This window comes from Terribacillus sp. FSL K6-0262 (genome assembly GCF_037977385.1).
Lineage (GTDB): Bacteria > Bacillota > Bacilli > Bacillales > Amphibacillaceae > Terribacillus.
In genome coordinates this window covers 2,134,451-2,151,110 of record NZ_CP150277.1, presented here as the reverse complement: position 1 = coordinate 2,151,110, position 16,660 = coordinate 2,134,451, and the positions used below count along the sequence as shown (strand labels likewise).

General features: G+C 47.3%; 18 protein-coding genes and 1 riboswitch. Of the genes, 10 read left to right on the top strand and 8 right to left on the bottom strand.

Annotated elements, in window-relative coordinates:
* Positions 1-37 precede the first annotated feature (37 nt).
* The 4 genes from MHI54_RS11085 to MHI54_RS11070 form a co-directional block, all read right to left on the bottom strand.
* Positions 38-703, bottom strand: a complete 666-nt coding sequence (locus MHI54_RS11085; protein WP_233134750.1) for a methionine ABC transporter permease — start codon at positions 701-703, stop codon at positions 38-40.
* Complete coding sequence (locus MHI54_RS11080; protein WP_095214345.1) at positions 700-1,713, bottom strand: methionine ABC transporter ATP-binding protein; 1,014 nt, start codon at positions 1,711-1,713, stop codon at positions 700-702. Before MHI54_RS11080 ends, MHI54_RS11085 begins: the two co-directional genes overlap by 4 nt.
* Positions 1,714-1,725: 12 nt before the next feature.
* Complete coding sequence (locus tag MHI54_RS11075; protein ID WP_095214346.1) at positions 1,726-2,535, bottom strand: MetQ/NlpA family ABC transporter substrate-binding protein; 810 nt, start codon at positions 2,533-2,535, stop codon at positions 1,726-1,728.
* A gap of 94 nt (positions 2,536-2,629) precedes the next feature.
* Positions 2,630-2,737, bottom strand: a riboswitch (SAM riboswitch).
* Positions 2,738-3,214: 477 nt separating this feature from the next.
* Positions 3,215-3,541: a MerR family transcriptional regulator gene (locus MHI54_RS11070; protein WP_038563668.1), complete on the bottom strand. Its 327-nt coding sequence runs from the start codon at positions 3,539-3,541 to the stop codon at positions 3,215-3,217.
* A 197-nt stretch (positions 3,542-3,738) separates the two neighbouring features.
* Here MHI54_RS11070 and MHI54_RS11065 point away from each other — a divergent pair, with 197 nt between their 5' ends.
* Positions 3,739-3,879 carry a hypothetical protein gene (locus tag MHI54_RS11065; RefSeq protein WP_198946012.1) on the top strand — a complete coding sequence of 47 codons (141 nt, stop codon included), beginning with the start codon at positions 3,739-3,741 and terminating at the stop codon, positions 3,877-3,879.
* Between the two features lie 88 nt (positions 3,880-3,967).
* Here MHI54_RS11065 and MHI54_RS11060 read toward each other — a convergent pair whose 3' ends face one another.
* Positions 3,968-4,780, bottom strand: coding sequence for a glycerophosphodiester phosphodiesterase family protein (locus MHI54_RS11060; RefSeq protein WP_158221447.1), 813 nt, complete (start codon positions 4,778-4,780; stop codon positions 3,968-3,970).
* Between the two features lie 267 nt (positions 4,781-5,047).
* On the opposite strand from MHI54_RS11060, the gene MHI54_RS11055 reads away from it, so the two are divergent.
* The 5 genes from MHI54_RS11055 (at position 5,048) to MHI54_RS11035 (ending at position 9,685) form a co-directional block, all read left to right on the top strand.
* On the top strand, positions 5,048-5,299 hold the full coding sequence (locus tag MHI54_RS11055; protein ID WP_095214349.1) for a GlsB/YeaQ/YmgE family stress response membrane protein: 252 nt from the start codon (positions 5,048-5,050) through the stop codon (positions 5,297-5,299).
* Positions 5,300-5,483: 184 nt separating this feature from the next.
* The gene (locus tag MHI54_RS11050) at positions 5,484-6,608 is read left to right on the top strand and encodes an ABC transporter ATP-binding protein (protein WP_095214350.1); all 1,125 of its coding nucleotides are present in this window, start codon (positions 5,484-5,486) and stop codon (positions 6,606-6,608) included.
* On the top strand, positions 6,605-7,528 hold the full coding sequence (locus tag MHI54_RS11045) for a sugar ABC transporter permease (protein WP_095214351.1): 924 nt from the start codon (positions 6,605-6,607) through the stop codon (positions 7,526-7,528). The genes MHI54_RS11050 and MHI54_RS11045 overlap by 4 nt, the downstream gene beginning before the upstream one ends.
* Positions 7,525-8,337 carry a carbohydrate ABC transporter permease gene (locus tag MHI54_RS11040; RefSeq protein WP_095214352.1) on the top strand — a complete coding sequence of 271 codons (813 nt, stop codon included), beginning with the start codon at positions 7,525-7,527 and terminating at the stop codon, positions 8,335-8,337. The genes MHI54_RS11045 and MHI54_RS11040 overlap by 4 nt, the downstream gene beginning before the upstream one ends.
* A gap of 19 nt (positions 8,338-8,356) precedes the next feature.
* Entirely contained in the window at positions 8,357-9,685 is a 1,329-nt protein-coding gene (locus MHI54_RS11035) for an ABC transporter substrate-binding protein (protein ID WP_095214353.1), read from the top strand.
* A 194-nt stretch (positions 9,686-9,879) separates the two neighbouring features.
* Here MHI54_RS11035 and MHI54_RS11030 read toward each other — a convergent pair whose 3' ends face one another.
* The 3 genes from MHI54_RS11030 to MHI54_RS11020 all read right to left on the bottom strand — a co-directional run bounded on the left by MHI54_RS11030 (position 9,880) and on the right by MHI54_RS11020 (position 12,777).
* Complete coding sequence (locus MHI54_RS11030; protein ID WP_340081475.1) at positions 9,880-10,623, bottom strand: ZIP family metal transporter; 744 nt, start codon at positions 10,621-10,623, stop codon at positions 9,880-9,882.
* Between the two features lie 90 nt (positions 10,624-10,713).
* Positions 10,714-11,661: a bile acid:sodium symporter family protein gene (locus MHI54_RS11025; RefSeq protein ID WP_233134751.1), complete on the bottom strand. Its 948-nt coding sequence runs from the start codon at positions 11,659-11,661 to the stop codon at positions 10,714-10,716.
* A gap of 96 nt (positions 11,662-11,757) precedes the next feature.
* The gene (locus MHI54_RS11020; protein ID WP_095214355.1) at positions 11,758-12,777 is read right to left on the bottom strand and encodes a PTS sugar transporter subunit IIC; all 1,020 of its coding nucleotides are present in this window, start codon (positions 12,775-12,777) and stop codon (positions 11,758-11,760) included.
* A gap of 408 nt (positions 12,778-13,185) precedes the next feature.
* On the opposite strand from MHI54_RS11020, the gene MHI54_RS11015 reads away from it, so the two are divergent.
* The 4 genes from MHI54_RS11015 to MHI54_RS11000 are packed head-to-tail and all read left to right on the top strand — an operon-like array spanning position 13,186 to position 16,536.
* On the top strand, positions 13,186-13,869 hold the full coding sequence (locus MHI54_RS11015) for an ABC transporter permease (protein ID WP_233134752.1): 684 nt from the start codon (positions 13,186-13,188) through the stop codon (positions 13,867-13,869).
* Positions 13,870-13,882: 13 nt separating this feature from the next.
* On the top strand, positions 13,883-14,854 hold the full coding sequence (locus MHI54_RS11010; protein ID WP_095214356.1) for an ABC transporter ATP-binding protein: 972 nt from the start codon (positions 13,883-13,885) through the stop codon (positions 14,852-14,854).
* Between the two features lie 13 nt (positions 14,855-14,867).
* Positions 14,868-15,617: an ABC transporter permease gene (locus MHI54_RS11005; protein WP_340081474.1), complete on the top strand. Its 750-nt coding sequence runs from the start codon at positions 14,868-14,870 to the stop codon at positions 15,615-15,617.
* Between the two features lie 19 nt (positions 15,618-15,636).
* The gene (locus tag MHI54_RS11000) at positions 15,637-16,536 is read left to right on the top strand and encodes a glycine betaine ABC transporter substrate-binding protein (protein WP_340081473.1); all 900 of its coding nucleotides are present in this window, start codon (positions 15,637-15,639) and stop codon (positions 16,534-16,536) included.
* Positions 16,537-16,660: the final 124 nt, after the last annotated feature.

The window sequence follows — 16,660 nt, the reverse complement described above, 5'->3', positions numbered from 1 at the left end:
AGCAAAAACACGCTTGGAGATAACCAAGCGTGTTTTTTTAATCTTTTCGCAACCGTCTTGCCAAGACATTTCCCAGCGTCTGCATTGCTTGTACAAGTATGATCAGGATGATGATGACTACATACATGACTTCAGGCTCAAAACGCAGGTGGCCATATTGATAGGCCAAATCCCCAAGGCCGCCGGCACCTACCAGGCCAGCCATTGCCGTAGCCCCGATTAAACCGATTGTTGCAATGGTCAATCCCAAAATCATCGTGGAACGTGCTTCCCTTATGATGACACTCCAAATTATCTTGCTTGTGGAAATGCCCATGGATTCATACGCCTCGATGACACCTTTATTGACCTCCAGTAATGCCGATTCCATCAAGCGCGCAATATAAGGTGCTGTATAAACAACGAGCGGCAGGATTACGCCCTGGACTCCGATCGTTGTCCCAACCACCGCTCTCGTCAAAGGCAGGAGCAGGAACAAAAGGATGATGAAAGGGATGGATCGGATAATGTTGATGACCGTGTTCACAATCGAATAAAATACGCGGTTCTCAGCTTGTCCGCCTTTTCTTGTCATGACCAGCAAAATACCCAATGGAAGTCCGATCACGATGGAAATAGCCAATGAAATACCTGTCATCAGCAATGTCTGCCAAAACGCCTCCGTGATGTCCGTACCCCATTCCGTCCAGAACTCGGCGATCATGACGCCACCTCCTCAACCGTTACATGCTGTGCTTCCAAATACGCAATCGCCTTCTCCACTTCCGTTTTATCTCCCTGCAAGTGAATAAGCAATTTGCCGACGGAGCTCGCTTTCAGCTGATCGATTCCTCCTGCCAGTATACTCGGAACGACATCGAATTTCTTTGTGATGGCCGCAAGGAACGGCTCATTCGAAGCTTCCCCGATGAACGTCAGTGAAACGAGACGCCCTGTTGCAGACAGCCCTTCCTTCACACTATCAGGAATTTCGAAGTTCGCTTCATCAAAGACAAATTTCCGGGTCTGCGGATGCTTCGGCTTGGTGAAGACATCGATGACGGATCCTTCTTCCACCAGCTCTCCTTGATGCATGACACCGACACGGTCACATATGCGCTGGATGACATCCAGCTCATGTGTGATCAAGAAGATGGTGATGCCAAGCTCCTTATTCACGCGGAGCAATAATTCAAGGATGGAAGACGTTGTATTCGGATCCAAAGCACTCGTCGCTTCGTCACTCAGCAGCACTTCCGGCTCTTGCGCAAGTGCTCTTGCAATAGCCACCCGCTGCTTCTGACCGCCGGATAATTGAGCTGGATAGACATTCTTCTTTTCCTCAAGGCCCACTATCTTCAAATATTTATCAACGCGCCCTTTGATTTCATCCTTCGGCACTTTACTCAGCTTCAAAGGTCTGGCAACGTTCTCGTATACCGTAGCCGTCGTCAGCAGATTGAAATGCTGGAATATCATACCGATTTTCCCTCTTGCCTTACGAAGCTGAGCCTTCTTAAGCGTCGTGAGTTCCACGCCGTCGACGAATACTTCCCCTTGAGTCGGACGTTCCAATAAATTGGCACAGCGGATCAGGGTGCTTTTCCCTGCTCCGCTGAATCCGATTATGCCATAGATTTCACCTTTATTGATTTTCAAGGAGACGTCTTTCAACGCCTCCACTTTTTTCTTGCCGGTGGTAAAGGTTTTCGATACATTCTTCAATTCAATCATATTGCTTCCCCCTTACCAGCTTGGAACGACAGATCCCTGGAATTCATCTTCCACAAACTGTTTTACTTCATCGGACTGGTAGATTTCTTGAATCTTCTTCACAATTTCATCGTCCTTGTTCGCTGATCTTACAACAAAGTAATTGGACCATGGATTGTTTTCCGATTCCTCTGCAAAGATAGCATCATCATTGATATTCAAATCAGCTCCCATTGCAAAGTTTGTATTTATTGCCGCTGCCGCCACTTCCGGAAGCTGAGCCGGAAGCTGGGAAGCATCCAATTCGACGATTTCCAGATTCAGCGGATTTTCTACGACATCTTTAGCCGTTGCGGAGTTTTCCGCCTCCGGATCCACTTTCAATACGCCTGCCGACTCAAAGAGTTTCAACGCACGATATTCGTTGGCAGGGTCATTCGGTACAGCGATTTTGTCTCCCTCTTTCAACTCGGAAATATCCGAAATCTTATCTGTATAAATCCCCATCGGGAAAGTCAAGGTCTTGAATACTTCCTCTAATTCATATCCTTGATTCTTCACTTGATCTTCCAGGAAAGGAAGTGTCTGATAGCTGTTCGCATCCAGACTGCCATCATCCAGCGCACTGTTTGGTGTATTGTAATCATTGAATGTCTTGATTTCGACATCGATTCCTTCATCCGCTGCCAATTCTTTTACTTTTTCCATGACTTGCTCATGCGGTCCCCCGCTGACACCCACCAAAATTTTATCATTTGCCAGCGCAGCAGATTTATCATTGCCGCACGCTGCTAAAAATAACGCCAATAATCCGATAAGTCCAAAACTTAAGATTTTTTTCATGTTGCTCTCCCCTTTTTCCTTCGCTGTTATCAACTACAATAAAAAAGCGCCTCTCCGGATTAAGAGAGGCGCATGGTATACATATGCACTAATTCTCTTATCTCTCAGTACGGCTTTTCGCCGTCTGCAGGAATTAGCACCTGATCACTGATCTGGTTGCCGGGCTTCATAGGACCTGTTCCTCCGCCACTCTTGATAAGAATTTCATTATACTTTTGTTGTTGATCTGTTTGTTACTTTACCTCCCAATCCAAACGTTGTCAATATAATTTCAAAAATAATAGAAAAATTATCCCGTTTCCCTGGTAGTCCCGTCATCCGAAAAGATAATGGGATTTGTTTGGCTGTATGGTTCCGCAACGATTCATGTACGGCATCAAACGAGCGATTGATCAATTCCCAAAGAGCGACAGGATCCCGCTTCTTTTTCATGTCCATCCTGAAATCCGCTCTCCGATATGACTACTATTATCATAAATTTGATATATTTGCGGAAGAGCGAAAAGGCAAAAGAATCACCCCTGAATTCCTGCGCGAATGGTCGGTTCATCCTAAATATGCATCAGCGTCAAGGAGCGCATAAAAAATTCATCCATAGCCGGAAAAGATGAACAAGAGCCGGATGTCAGACATCCGGCTCTCCTGTGTACAAGGCCTCCCAACACATACGTACACACAGCTATTCTCTTTGTATGCCAAAGCGGGCATTGATTTGACCACGCAGCATTTGCTGGCGGCTTTCCCGTTCCGCTTCCTTCCTCTTGTCTCTCAGCATCTGCTGACGAATTTCGAAGGTTTGCACACCCTCTTCCCTTTTGTTGGCGATTTCGATCAATTGCTCTACATCCGAAAAAGAGTACTTGCGATTTCCCTTCGCTGAACGTTCCGGAAAAATGAGCTTGCGTTCCTCGTAATAACGAATCTTGCGTTCAGTCAGACCAGTCAGCTCGCTCACAATGCCGATTGTGATCACTTTCCTGTTCTTATAAGAAGGCTCATTACTCATCTGTTCACCTCATCACCATGTGCTGTTACTTAACATTATACCGCAACTTTCCATTCATCCTAGTATTATGTAAGGAAACCTAACAAACAACAAAAAAAGTTCGTCAGCATCGCTTACATGTTTGATGCATGGCAATTTGGATATACGTATACTGAACGTAACAGCAAAAAGAGATACCGGAAAGGAGCGTCTTGCACGTGGCATATGATCAGGAAGCCCTTGATTTAGCCAAACAGATTGTGGAACTCGACCTGAAGCGCGATGAGTGCTGGGAAGATCTCGCAGCACTCGCTGGGGATAAAGCATTCGAATTGCTTCGACTCGTTCAGAATAGATGATACATGCAAAAGGAGACCCGTAAAATGGTGTGCCCCCCAGAAGTTACCAAAACTTTTGGGGAGGCAGTTCAAAATAGGTCTCCTTTTCTCATTTCACATAATTCGGATAATCTGTGATGATACCATCGACACCTGCTCGGATCAGCGGCTGGACTTCCCCCGGTGCCCGGACCGTCCATGGCATGATACGCATTCCGCGTGAATGGATCCTACTAACCAATGTATCGTCCAGCGTCACATTGGTGAAATGTGTATTCACATAATCTGTATAAGCAGCAAGCTTATCAAGTTTGCGATTGGTAAGATCGGCACTTCTTGACGTCAGCACGCCAAGCGGCACATATGGCAGCAGCTGGGAAAGATAAGCAACCGATCCAAAATTGAATGACTGCAGGATTACCTCTTCATGCAAGACATTGGCCAATTCATATCGCTCCAGCAATTCTGCGCAAGCTTCCTCTATTCCGTCATAGAGTTCAGGGGACTTCAGTTCAATGAGGAACTTTGTCTTCCCCTTATACCGTCTGATCACATCCTCCAGCAGCGGGATACGCTGCCCTTCATATACAGAATCATATCCTGCGCCCACATCATAATTCTGCAAGGAAGCAAAGGTAAGGTCCTTAACAAATACAGTCTCTGACGGTGCATTGGCTGCTGTACGATTGATGGATGTATCATGAATGACGACAAGCTGGCCATCCTTTGTCATTTGTACATCCAGCTCAATAAAGTCAGCGTTCATCTCCAGAGCCAAATCGAAAGCAGCAATTGTATTCTCGGGCGCGAATCCAGAAGCACCGCGATGTGCGATAACAGGCATGATACTTCGGTGAACGGACTGACTATCGAGGGATTTAGTGGTTACGGACTCGTACGATGGACTAAACTGATTTGTCATTCGGATCATCTCCCTGGGGTTATCTGGATTGTAATCTTCGTAAGATCGTAATCTTCGAACTTTGGACAGTGATCTTTCCTTATTTTCTTGTACTTTCAATATAAAGGCTTTTTATTAAGGGGATGTTGAGCTGCTGTTTAGAATGATGCAGCTTATCTTAAGAACATGTAAACATACAAAGGCGCCACAAGCCACGTTTGCAGATTGCATACTTAGGGAATGCTAGTAGTACAGCACAATACAACAATAATTCTGGAGGTAGTTATCATGAGTTTCATCTTATATCTCATCGTCGGCGGTATCATCGGCTGGCTTGCCGGATTGATCCTTGGACGTGATGTTCCGGGAGGCATCATCGGAAATATCATCGCCGGTATCATCGGAGCCTGGTTGGGCGGACTGATTTTCGGCGATTTCGGCCCTGACTTGGCGGGTATGGCCATCATCCCGGCCTTGATTGGCGCCATCATCTTTGTTTTCGTGTTGAGCCTCATTTTACGCGGAATGCGCAAAAAGTAACAGAACATGAAGGGACTTGCAGGTCATATGACCTGCAAGTCCTTTTTTCATTGCCCGAATGTATGAGCTTTGTAAAAACAAAGCTCATTTCCTGCCTCCGTGTAAACGCTTTTTTATTTCCACTTCACAATAGCTCAATTTTCACTCGTTATAGTATAGATGAATTTTCAGAAAGGAGCAGATTATGACACATGTTGAGCTGGCGGGATTGAAGAAGTCATACGACGGAAAGAAAAATGTAATCAATCAAGTGGATTTGCAGCTGCAGCAAGGAGAGTTCTTCGTCCTTGTCGGTCCCTCTGGCTGCGGGAAGAGCACCATACTGCGCATGATTGCCGGTCTGGAGCAGATTACAGGCGGGGACTTATTCGTGAATGGCAAGCGGATGAATGAGGCCCCACCGAATAAGCGGGATTTGTCCATGGTTTTCCAGAATTATGCCCTCTACCCCCACTTGAATGTGGAACAGAATATCACTTTCGGCTTACATACAAAGAAGATTTCACGCGAGGAACAAAGGCGCCGCTGTCTGGAAGCTGCTGATATGCTTGGCTTGACAGATTACCTGAAACGCAAACCGCGGGAATTATCCGGCGGTCAAAGACAGCGGGTCGCTTTGGCCAGGGCCATCGTGACCCAAGCCCCTCTTTGCCTGATGGACGAGCCCCTATCCAATCTGGATGCAAAACTGCGTACCAGGATGCGCTCGGAAATCAGACAGATACAGCGGAAACTGGGAATCACGATGATTTATGTCACACATGACCAGACCGAGGCAATGACGATGGCAGACCGGATGATGATCCTGCATGAAGGCGTACCGATGCAAATCGGCAAACCGCTCGATATTTACAATCATCCTGCCAATACCTTCGTCGCGACCTTCATCGGATCACCTGCCATGAATGTCATGGAAGCAAATGTGTCACCAAGCAGGATCACGCTGTCCCCGCAATGCATCTTGCCGAATCCGATGAAAGGAAATACAAGTACCTCAGGGAAAAATGTCCAAATCGGAATAAGGCCCGAGCACATCCTGTTTTCCGCTCCGGAACAAGCAGACGCCGTAGCGGAGGTCGTCAACACCGAAATACTCGGCACAGAAACCCTCATAGCATTCACGCTTGATGATGCCGATGAACAATGGATCGCCAGATGGAACGGACAATGGCAGTTCTCTGTCGGAGACAGGATTCCTATCCGCTTTGACTTGGACGCAATTCATCTTTTTTCAAAGGACAGCGGCCGGCTCCTTTGGGCAGCGAATGACGGACAGCCGAAGCAAGCTGCTCGGGAGGTGCTCAGATGAACGCCGCGCGGGACCTGCAGCCAGTTCCTTCTCATGAGGAACGTCCCAAACGGAACCCTTTCGCCTTCCTGGAAGGCTGGCTTTACCTGCTTCCTTCCATCATCCTGTTCGGGGTATTCGTTTTCTACCCCATGTTCCGAACCATCTATCTGAGCTTCTTCCTGGCTGACCAGATGGGCCCATTCGAATTCGCCGGCCTTGGGAATTATCAGTATATCCTTGGCTCTGACAGTTTCCGCAGCAGCGTCAAAGCAACGATCCTTTTCGTCCTGTACACCGTCCCCGCCGGAATTCTGCTGGCGCTGTTCCTGGCATTGCTGACGAATGAAAAGATGAAGGGAATCGGCTTCTTCCGGACCCTTTTCTCCTCGACAATGGGAATGAGCGTTGCAGCATCCAGCGTCATATGGATGTTCATGTACAATCCCTCGATCGGTGTATTCAGCAGAATTGCCGAATGGCTGGGCCTTCCTGCAATCCAATGGCTCCAGGATCCCGATTATGCTCTGCTGGCAGTTTCCCTATCGACGATCTGGATGAATACTGGTTTTGCCTATCTGATCATACTTGGCGGATTGCAGAATATCGACCCACATCTTTATGAGAATGCGAAAGTAGCCGGCGTAAGCTATTTTTATCAGCTCCGCCGCATTACACTGCCGATGTTATCACCTACACTGTTTTTCATCGTGACCGTATCACTCATCAATGCATTCCAGACATTCGGACAAATCGATATCCTTACAAAAGGCGGTCCGGTGGAATCGACGAATGTCGTCGTCTATTCCATCTACAAGGACGCATTCATCAATAATGATGTCGGGGCAGCGAGTGCCCAGGCAGTCATTTTGTTCTTCTGTGTCCTGCTGCTTACAGTCCTGCAGTTCAAGCTGGGTGAAAGGAAGGTGCATTATCAATGATCATCGCAAAACGCATCAGCCTGTATACCGTCCTTGTCATCTGTGCCGCCGTGATGATGTTTCCGATATTCTACGCCTTCAGCATTTCCTTCATGGAAGGCGGAGAAGTACTGGACGGCAGGCTGCTCCCAAGCAGCCTGTCCCTGGATAACTACTTGGAAGTATTCGAAAAAGTGCCGCTGCTGACATATCTGATCAACAGCTTCGTCACATCGGCCATCGTCATGTTCGGGCAGCTCTTGGTAAGCAGCCTGGCAGCATTCGCCTTTGTTTTCATGAAATTCAAAGGCAGGGACTTTCTATTCTTCCTGTTCATCTCCACGATGATGATCCCGTGGGAAGCGACAATGGTACCAAATTTCATGACCGTGCAAAATCTTGGGTGGACAAACAGCTATATAGGTTTGACGGTTCCTTTCTTTGCCTTGGCATTCGGAACCTTCCTATTGCGCCAGCATTTCAAGACCATCCCCCAGGAACTGTATGAAGCTTCCCAGGTTGCCGGTATTTCAAGATTCCGCTTCTTCTGGAATGTCATCCTGCCGGTCAGCAGATCCAGCTTGATCACTTTGGGCATCTACAGCTTTCTCACTAACTGGAATATGTATCTTTGGCCGCTCCTGGTCACCAATACTGAATCGTCTAGAACTGTCCAAATCGGCCTTAAGCAGCTGCAAACACAGGAAATAGCCTCTGATTGGGGAATCGTGATGGCCGGCGTTGTCATCGTGATCCTTCCTACCCTGCTGCTGTTGTTCGCTGGACAGAAAAAACTGCAAAAAGGTCTGACGCAAGGTGCAATCAAATAAAAACGAAAGAGGTTGTATGATGAAAAGACTATTAGCAGGGTTATCTGTTTTATTCGTACTATTTCTCAGCGCTTGTTCCGGAACCGATTCTGCAAGCAGCACAACGGAGGATGGCAAGACAGAAATCATCTTCTGGCATGCCATGGGCGGGGAATTGGAAACCAGCATCAATGAAATCGTGGATGAATACAACAGCTCACAGGACAAATATACGGTTAAACCGGTCTATCAAGGCTCTTATGAGGAGTCACTGACAAAGCTGAAAACCGTGGCTGGAACCGCAGATGCCCCGGCGGTCACACAGATTTTCGAAGCTGGTACGAAACAGATGATCGACAGCGGGAATATCCAGCCCGTCCAAAAGTTCATCGATGAAGAAAACTACGACACATCCCAATGGGAAGAAAATATCTCCTCCTATTATCAAGTCGGCGGCGAGCAGTATTCCATGCCTTTCAACTCCTCCACCCCGGTCCTTGTCTACAACAAGGATGCATTCAAGGAAGCAGGCCTGGACCCGGAGAAAGCTCCTCGCACGTACAGCGAATTGAAGGAAGCTGCCGAAAAGCTGACAATCAAAGAAGGCGATAAGACAACGCAGTATGGTCTATCCATTCTGAACTATGGATGGTTCTTCGAGGAATTGCTTGCAACGCAAGGCGGTATGTATGTCAATAACGAAAATGGACGCGAAGGTGAAGCAACGAAGGCTGCTTTCAATGATGAAAAAGGGCAGAAAGTTTTTGAATTGATCAGTGATATGTACGAAGCAGGCACGTATTACAATAGCGGTCAGAACTGGGATGATATGCGCGCATCCTTCCAGGCCGGCACAATGGCGATGATGCTGGATTCCTCGGCAGGTATCAAAGGGCTTGTCGATAACGCTGATTTCGAAGTGGGCGTTGCATACCTGCCTCACCCTGACGATGTCAATCCGCAAGGCGTCATCATCGGCGGTGCTTCCCTCTGGATGGCAAAGGATATCGATGAAAATCAGCAGCAAGCCGCCTGGGACTTCATGAAGTACCTATCCACACCGGAAGTACAGGCAAAATGGCATGTGGAATCAGGCTACTTTGCTATCAATCCAGCAGCTTACGAGGAAGATATCGTCAAGCAGGAATGGGAGAAGTATCCGCAATTGAAAGTTACAGTGGATCAGCTTCATGACACGATTCCGAGCACAGCTACGCAAGGCGCTTTGATCTCCATTTTCCCTGAGGCACGCCAGCAAATTGTAACCGGCATGGAAAGCCTTTATCAAGGTGAAGACCCGAAAACCGCTCTGGACAAAGCTGCAGCTGAAGTGGATACCGCACTCGAGAAAGGCAGCAGGAGCAGATAAAAGAAAACGTGAGAGCAGATGCTCTCACGTTTTTTAATATGAAGCCCTGCCTGAGCGCTTGGCTTTCCTTTTATTGATTATCTTTTTGACGATTGGATAGACGACCGGTCCATACTTAATCGCTTTCCGAACAAGGTTTTTCATATTGAAACGCCTCCATTCTTTGGTTCTTATTTCCCCTTCTTGAACACTCCCTAAACATGCGCAAGAGAGAAGGCGACAAACATTCCCACTGCTGTCACGATACCCACAGCCGGGCCTCCCTCTTCATATGCCTCGGGCGCCATCGTGGAAGCAACCATTGCAATGATCGCTCCTCCTGCAAACGAATTGAGGATTGCTCTTGTACTGGAGCTGGTATCCTGCAGCAGCACTGCTCCGACAAGTGCACTGAGTGCTGATATCATCATTACGGCCAACCACATCAAAAGGATTCGGTTTCTTGAATAACCGCTGCTTTGCATACCGGAAGTGCTGGAAAGACCTTCTGGAAAGTTACTGATGAAAATCGAAACAATCAATGCTGTACTGGCACCCCCTCCACTTGCCAAACTTAGACCGATCATGGCTGATTCCGGAATGGCATCCATCACGGTTCCCGCAAAGATCGCCAATCCCGAACCCTTATCCTCTTTATTATGCGTCTCATGCAAACGTGTCCGCTTGCGATTTTTCCCGCCTCTTCGCGAAATGACTATATCCAATATAGTGAAGATGATTGCTCCTCCAAGAAAACCTATTGCCTCTTCTTGCAAGCCTCCGCTGATTTCATATGCTTCCTCCAGTAATTCATAAGAGGTGGAACCAATCAATGCCCCTGTACCAAGGGCCATGATAAAGCCGATGATCCGCTTTTTTACCGGGATGAGCATTAGCAAGACAGCTCCAATCAAACTAGCTGAACCTGCAATGGCGCCCCAAAGCAACGCTTCCCACATAAGCATCCTCCTTTCCATGTCATGTTAGAGGCATTGCCTAAATGATTGAAAAGTAAACACAAAAAAGAAGACCGCACAGACGGTCTTCGTTCAAGCAGCAGCTTGCTGTGGTTCATATTTCTTCAAAAGGCTGGAGAATACGGCAGCCAAAACCTGCTGGAACAGCATTCCGATCACTACCGGTATGGCGACAGGAGCCGGGAAGAAGCTTACAGCCAGCACCACACCTGCACTGATATTCCGCATCCCCCCGATGAAGGTGACACTGACTATCTCCTGCCTCCCATACCCAAATGACTTTCCGAGAAACCAGCTAAGCAGATAGCCGCCAAAGGACAAACAAAAAACGAGCAGCACAATTCCCATGACAGTCAAATCCATCTCTTTTAGTTGAGGAGCCACTACGGACGCATTAATGGATACCACCGCTATCAGGCCTATCTTTGAGAATGGAGCAAGATTTGTACTTAACGTGCTTGTGAGCTGCTTGCTGCAAAATTGATTGACAAGCATGCCTGCTAGCGAAGGAACGACAATCATCCACAGCAGATCCTCCATCATCGGCAGTACCTCAAGCTGTACATCACCGCCAACAAGGACATGCAGAATCATCGGCACCAGCATAGGGGAAATCAAGGTCCCGATCAAGATGGTCGATAAAGTGATACCGATATCCCCTTCCTGCATTGCAACCCAAACGAATGCGGTGATACCAGTGGGTATGGCTGTGAGCAGCACAAAGCCTGTAATGGTGTACACATCCCCCGGGAAGAAAAGATGTCCAAGGCCAAAAGCCAGCAAAGGCATGATGAAATGAAGAACGGCAAAAGCTAGCAGCATCGGTCCTGGTTTTTTAACTGCATGCAGCAGGCTGCCGAAATCGGCTGATAAGCTTCCGGCAAAGGTCATGCCAGCAAAAATCCAAGGAACCAGTGATTCCCCGTGATGCAGGATATCAGCGAGAAGGATGCCTGCCACTACGCTGAGCGGAGTCAGGAAAGGCATATATCGTGCGAGTACACGATTCAGATGATTCATGAAGGATATCCTTCTTTCTTATTTTATCTCCCTTCAGTATATCAATATTATGTAAAACTGCATGATAAAACCGCAGCTTCACAGCTGCGGCCCTGATTATTGGATTTCCATGCGCAGGTCGCCGGCCTTGGCCCATCCGATTGATTTGATGACATGATAAAGTCCAAGCGAGATGATCAGCGGCAGGATGACACCTGTTGCCAAGTAAATCAAGAAAGCTTCCACGCCTTGGCTTGCCAGAATATTAAGCGGCGCAATGAATGAATTTAAGCCCAAACCTGCCAGTTCATAGGATGTCGTAAAACCTAGCAGCACTGTCGCAATCGGAGCACATACGACAGCAGCGACGAATGGCGGGATGACAAGTGCTGGATTCTTGATCAAGTTAGGGAATTGTACTTTCGGTGTAATGACAAACTGTGCCAGGAAACCACCGAGATCATTCTGACGGATACTCATGAAAGTGAATCCGACGAATTGGGCAGTACAGCCAATCAATGCTGCAGCACTGGATACCGGATCCAGCTGCAAGGCGATCGCCAATGCCGCCGATGATGCTGGTGTCATCAACAGAATGCTCCATACCAACGAAATGACGATGGATGCAAGCAATGGTGAACCAGAAACAGAGTTGGCAATCTGTCCGCTCATCCATGTCAGTAACGGTGTTGTCACAGCTGCAAGACCCGCCCCTGCAATACCCCCCACAAATACCGCCGCAAATGGGATGGCCATCATATCAAGTGGTGTCTTCCCTGCTACCCTCTTTCCTACAAAGGTAGCGACCACCGCCGCAAGGACAGCACTGATCGGCTGACCGGACACCATCGATGTCAGCAAGCCGTCATCGCCGACAGTCATTGCAGCACCGCCGATTGTCGCACTGATCATCGCACTGAAGACGACCAGTGTATTGCCGCCCAGCTGAACAGCGATTCCCGCTCCTAAAGCTGGTGCCAGCAATGCTTTCGCGACTGTACCGACAGCAATCAATGTCGGCCAGTTCAGAAACTCACCAAAGGTTTCCATCAATAAACCAATACCGAGGGTCACGAGGACTGCATTTGCCATTCCTTGTGATGCTTTGTACATTCGCTCGATAAAATATTCCTTCATTCTTCCCGCTCCCTCTCCTGAATAGTCATTCAATTCTGACTACTCAGCTTTGCATTCTCTCTTTTCACATAAGGGCGTGACTCCTTATGTGCTAGTACATTTTTAATGAGTACATATTAGTATTTAGATATACTACCACCCTTTTTGGGGAGAAGTAAATATATTTTTAGTAATATTATTTAATTTTCAGTTATTTTAAATTTCATTAAGCCAAGTCCCCGCCTTCTGTCGAACAGGAAATTCCTTTATTTAATACCCTCAGCCATCCCTAAGGCTGTATTCCTCTTATTTCCTCTTCAATGCTCCGTATTATAAGTTGAACCAGCCTTTGTAATGGCTATACTTTCATGTTAGGATGTTGGTTTATCTGGGTATAACAATAGGTAGCAAAAGCCTGACAAGAGCTTTTTGCATGACAAATTCAGGAGGTGCCCTCCCATTACAGATTTAATCGATTATTTTACAACTAATTTTACATTCATACTCGGATATACATGGGACCATATCAAGCTTGTCGGTTCAGCAATCATCATTGCCATTGTGATTGGCGTCCCATTAGGTATCTATTGCTCCGTCAATAGATACGCAGCCTCAACCATTCTTCAAATTGCTTCCATCATGATGACTATTCCAAGCCTCGCATTATTTGGAATCATGATTCCAATTCTTTCACTCATCAACGAAGGAATCGGTACTTTACCGGCTATCATTGCACTTGTTCTCTATTCACAGCTACCGATCATCCGGAATACTTACACAGCAATCAGCAATGTAGATCCCAATATACGGGATGCCGCCAACGGTATCGGCCTGACTACTTTCCAGCGTCTTTACAAAGTGGAGCTTCCAAACGCCCTGCCATTGATCATGGCCGGAGTCCGCACTGCCACTGTCCTGAATATCGGTGTCGGTGCCATTGCTACGCTGATTGGTGCAGGGGGTCTTGGAGGTATCATTTACCAAGGGATACTTCGCACCAATAATACAATGATATTGGCAGGTGCCATCTCGGTTGCGATTTTGGCATTGATTGCCGATTTGTTCCTGCGTCTGATCGAAAATCTATTTACGCCTAAGGGTGTAAAAAAATAATAAGGGTGACATTATGATTCATTTCAACGATGTAACAAAGGTATATAACGGCAATGTAAAGGCTATTGAAAATATGAATTTTACAGTCGAAGATGGTGAACTGGTTATCATGCTGGGTCCTTCCGGCTGCGGAAAGACGACCTTGCTTCGCATGGTGAACCAGCTGGAGAGCATCACGGATGGCGACATCATGCTCAATGGCAAAAGCGTACGGCATTCCAATAAGATAGAAATGCGTCGTAATATCGGGTATGTCATTCAATCCAATGGACTATTCCCCAACATGAATATCGAAGACAATGCCATGATTGTGCCCAACCTGCTGGGCTGGGACAGAAAGAAAATGCGCGATCGCTTCAACATGTTGATGGAGCTCGTCGGCTTGAAGCCGGATGAATACCGGAAACGATATCCGCATGAGCTTTCCGGAGGTCAGCAGCAGCGCGTAGGCGTAGCCCGCGCCTTGGCTGCCGACCCGCCGGTCATGCTCATGGATGAACCGTTCGGAGCCCTGGATCCGATCATCCGCACACACCTTCAGGAGGAATTCCTGCAAATTCAAAAAGAGCTCAAGAAGACGATCCTTTTTGTCAGTCATGACATTGATGAAGCCGTCAAGATGGCAGATAAAATCGCCTTGCTCAAAGGCGGGAAGATGATGCAGTACGCCGAACCAGCAAGGATGCTGAACAAACCTTCCAACAGCTTTGTCGCAGAGTTCGTCGGTCAGGACCGCGTGCTGAAAAGCATGAGCCTGTATACAGTGAAAGACTTGGCTGATGCCTTGACATTAAAGCCTGTGCTGGAGTCTCCTGATTCTCAGAATATCAACGAGAATCTTTCCCTGCGTGTGGCCATCTCGAAAATCTTAAACCAGGAAGCGGATCAATTAATCGTGGAAAACGACAATGGTACGCGTAAAGGCAGTATCACTTTGGACTTGATCGAGCAGTTCCTGCACCGTGAGATCAAGGAGAGCGTCTGAGGGGGCTTTGATCATGGAACGGACAAATAAAACCATCGCTTTGATCATCAAGCTTATCTTTTGGGCGCTCCTCATCGCCTTCTTTGTTTGGGCATTCGCCAATGATATGTTCCGTAAGATTGCGGAACAGCCGGATACTTTCCTGCGCTTGCTTGGTGAGCATATCACGATCGTACTCCTTTCAGGAGCTGCTGCAGTGCTGCTCGCTGTACCACTGGGTATCTTTGTCACACGTCCTAGATTCCGCAAATCGGAATGGCTGATTGTCGGCATTGCGAATCTTGGTCAGACGATTCCGAGCCTGGCTGTGCTTGCACTTGCCATGGGGTTTCTGGGTATCGGAATCAGCGCAGCCATCGTTGCCTTATTCCTCTACTCCCTGCTGCCAATCTTGCAAAACACGATTGCCGGCATCGACTCTGTCGATGACAATATGAAAGATGCAGCCAAAGGGATGGGACTAACGAATACACAGATTCTTTGGAAAATCGAGCTTCCAAATGCACTCACCTCGATCATAGCGGGGGTTCGGACCGCATTGGTCATCAATATCGGAACCGCTGCACTTGCTTACCTAGTCGGTGCAGGAGGCCTGGGTGTATGGATTTTCACAGGTATCCGCCTTTTCGATAATGCATTTTTGATGTCCGGAGCCGTTCCCGTCACACTGCTTGCCATCGTGATTGATTATCTATTCAAGTGGCTGCAGTTCGCCTTGGTGCCAAAAGGACTCCGGCTTGCCAGAAAAGCACAAAATCCGTAAAGAAAGGATACCTGAATCGATGAAAAAAAGATTGACCCTATTCGCCTTATTGACGGCTTTATTAGTCGTGCTAAGTTCATGCGGCCCTGGCGGGAAAACCATTACCGTCGGAGCGAAAACGTTTACTGAGCAGCTCGTGATAGCCAAAATGACAGCCTTCATATTGGAGGATAACGGTTATAATGTCGAAGAAATTCAAAATCTAGGCTCCTCTGCCATGCGTCAAGCAATCGAGACTCGACAGGTGGATATGACATGGGAGTATGTTGGTACAGCACTTGTCACCTATTTGGATCAAGAGCCGATAGCGGATAAAGACGAGGCGATGCAAAAGGTTAAGGAATTGGATAAGAAGAACGGCGTGGCTTGGACAAACTTGACCGATGCCAACAACACTTATGCACTCGTCATGGAGCAGGAAGAAGCCGATGAATTAGGCATTGAAACTTTAAGTGACTTGGCAGCTTATGCGAAAGAAAATCCTGAGGATCTCCGATTCGGCATGGAGACGGAATTCAGGAATCGGAGAGATGGGATGCCTGGATTAGAAGAATATTATGGATTCGATGTGCCTCCTTCCAATATCCGCGAAATGGAAATAGGTCTTTATTACACAGCATTGGAAAACGATGAAATCGACGTCACCCAAGCATTTGTAACGGATCCGCAGATTAAATCAATGGATCTGAAAATATTGGCAGATGATCAGAAGTTTTTCCCTTCCTACAATTATGCTGCTACCATCAACCAAGAAACGCTTGATGAATATCCGGAGCTGACGGAATTGCTGGATCCGCTCCAGAAGGCCCTGACAGAGGATACCTTGCGTGAATTGAACTACCAAGTGGATATTGAGCAAAAGAGTGTAGAACGTGTAGCCAAGGACTTCCTCGAGGCAAATGATCTGCTCAAGGACTGATGAAACGACCCTGACAAGGGTCGTTTTTATTTGATTTCAGCTGCGGTATGGGTATTACATACAAGGGGATAAAATCATCTTCTTATCTATCATCATTTTGCAGGACTTGCCGAAATTGGCGCGG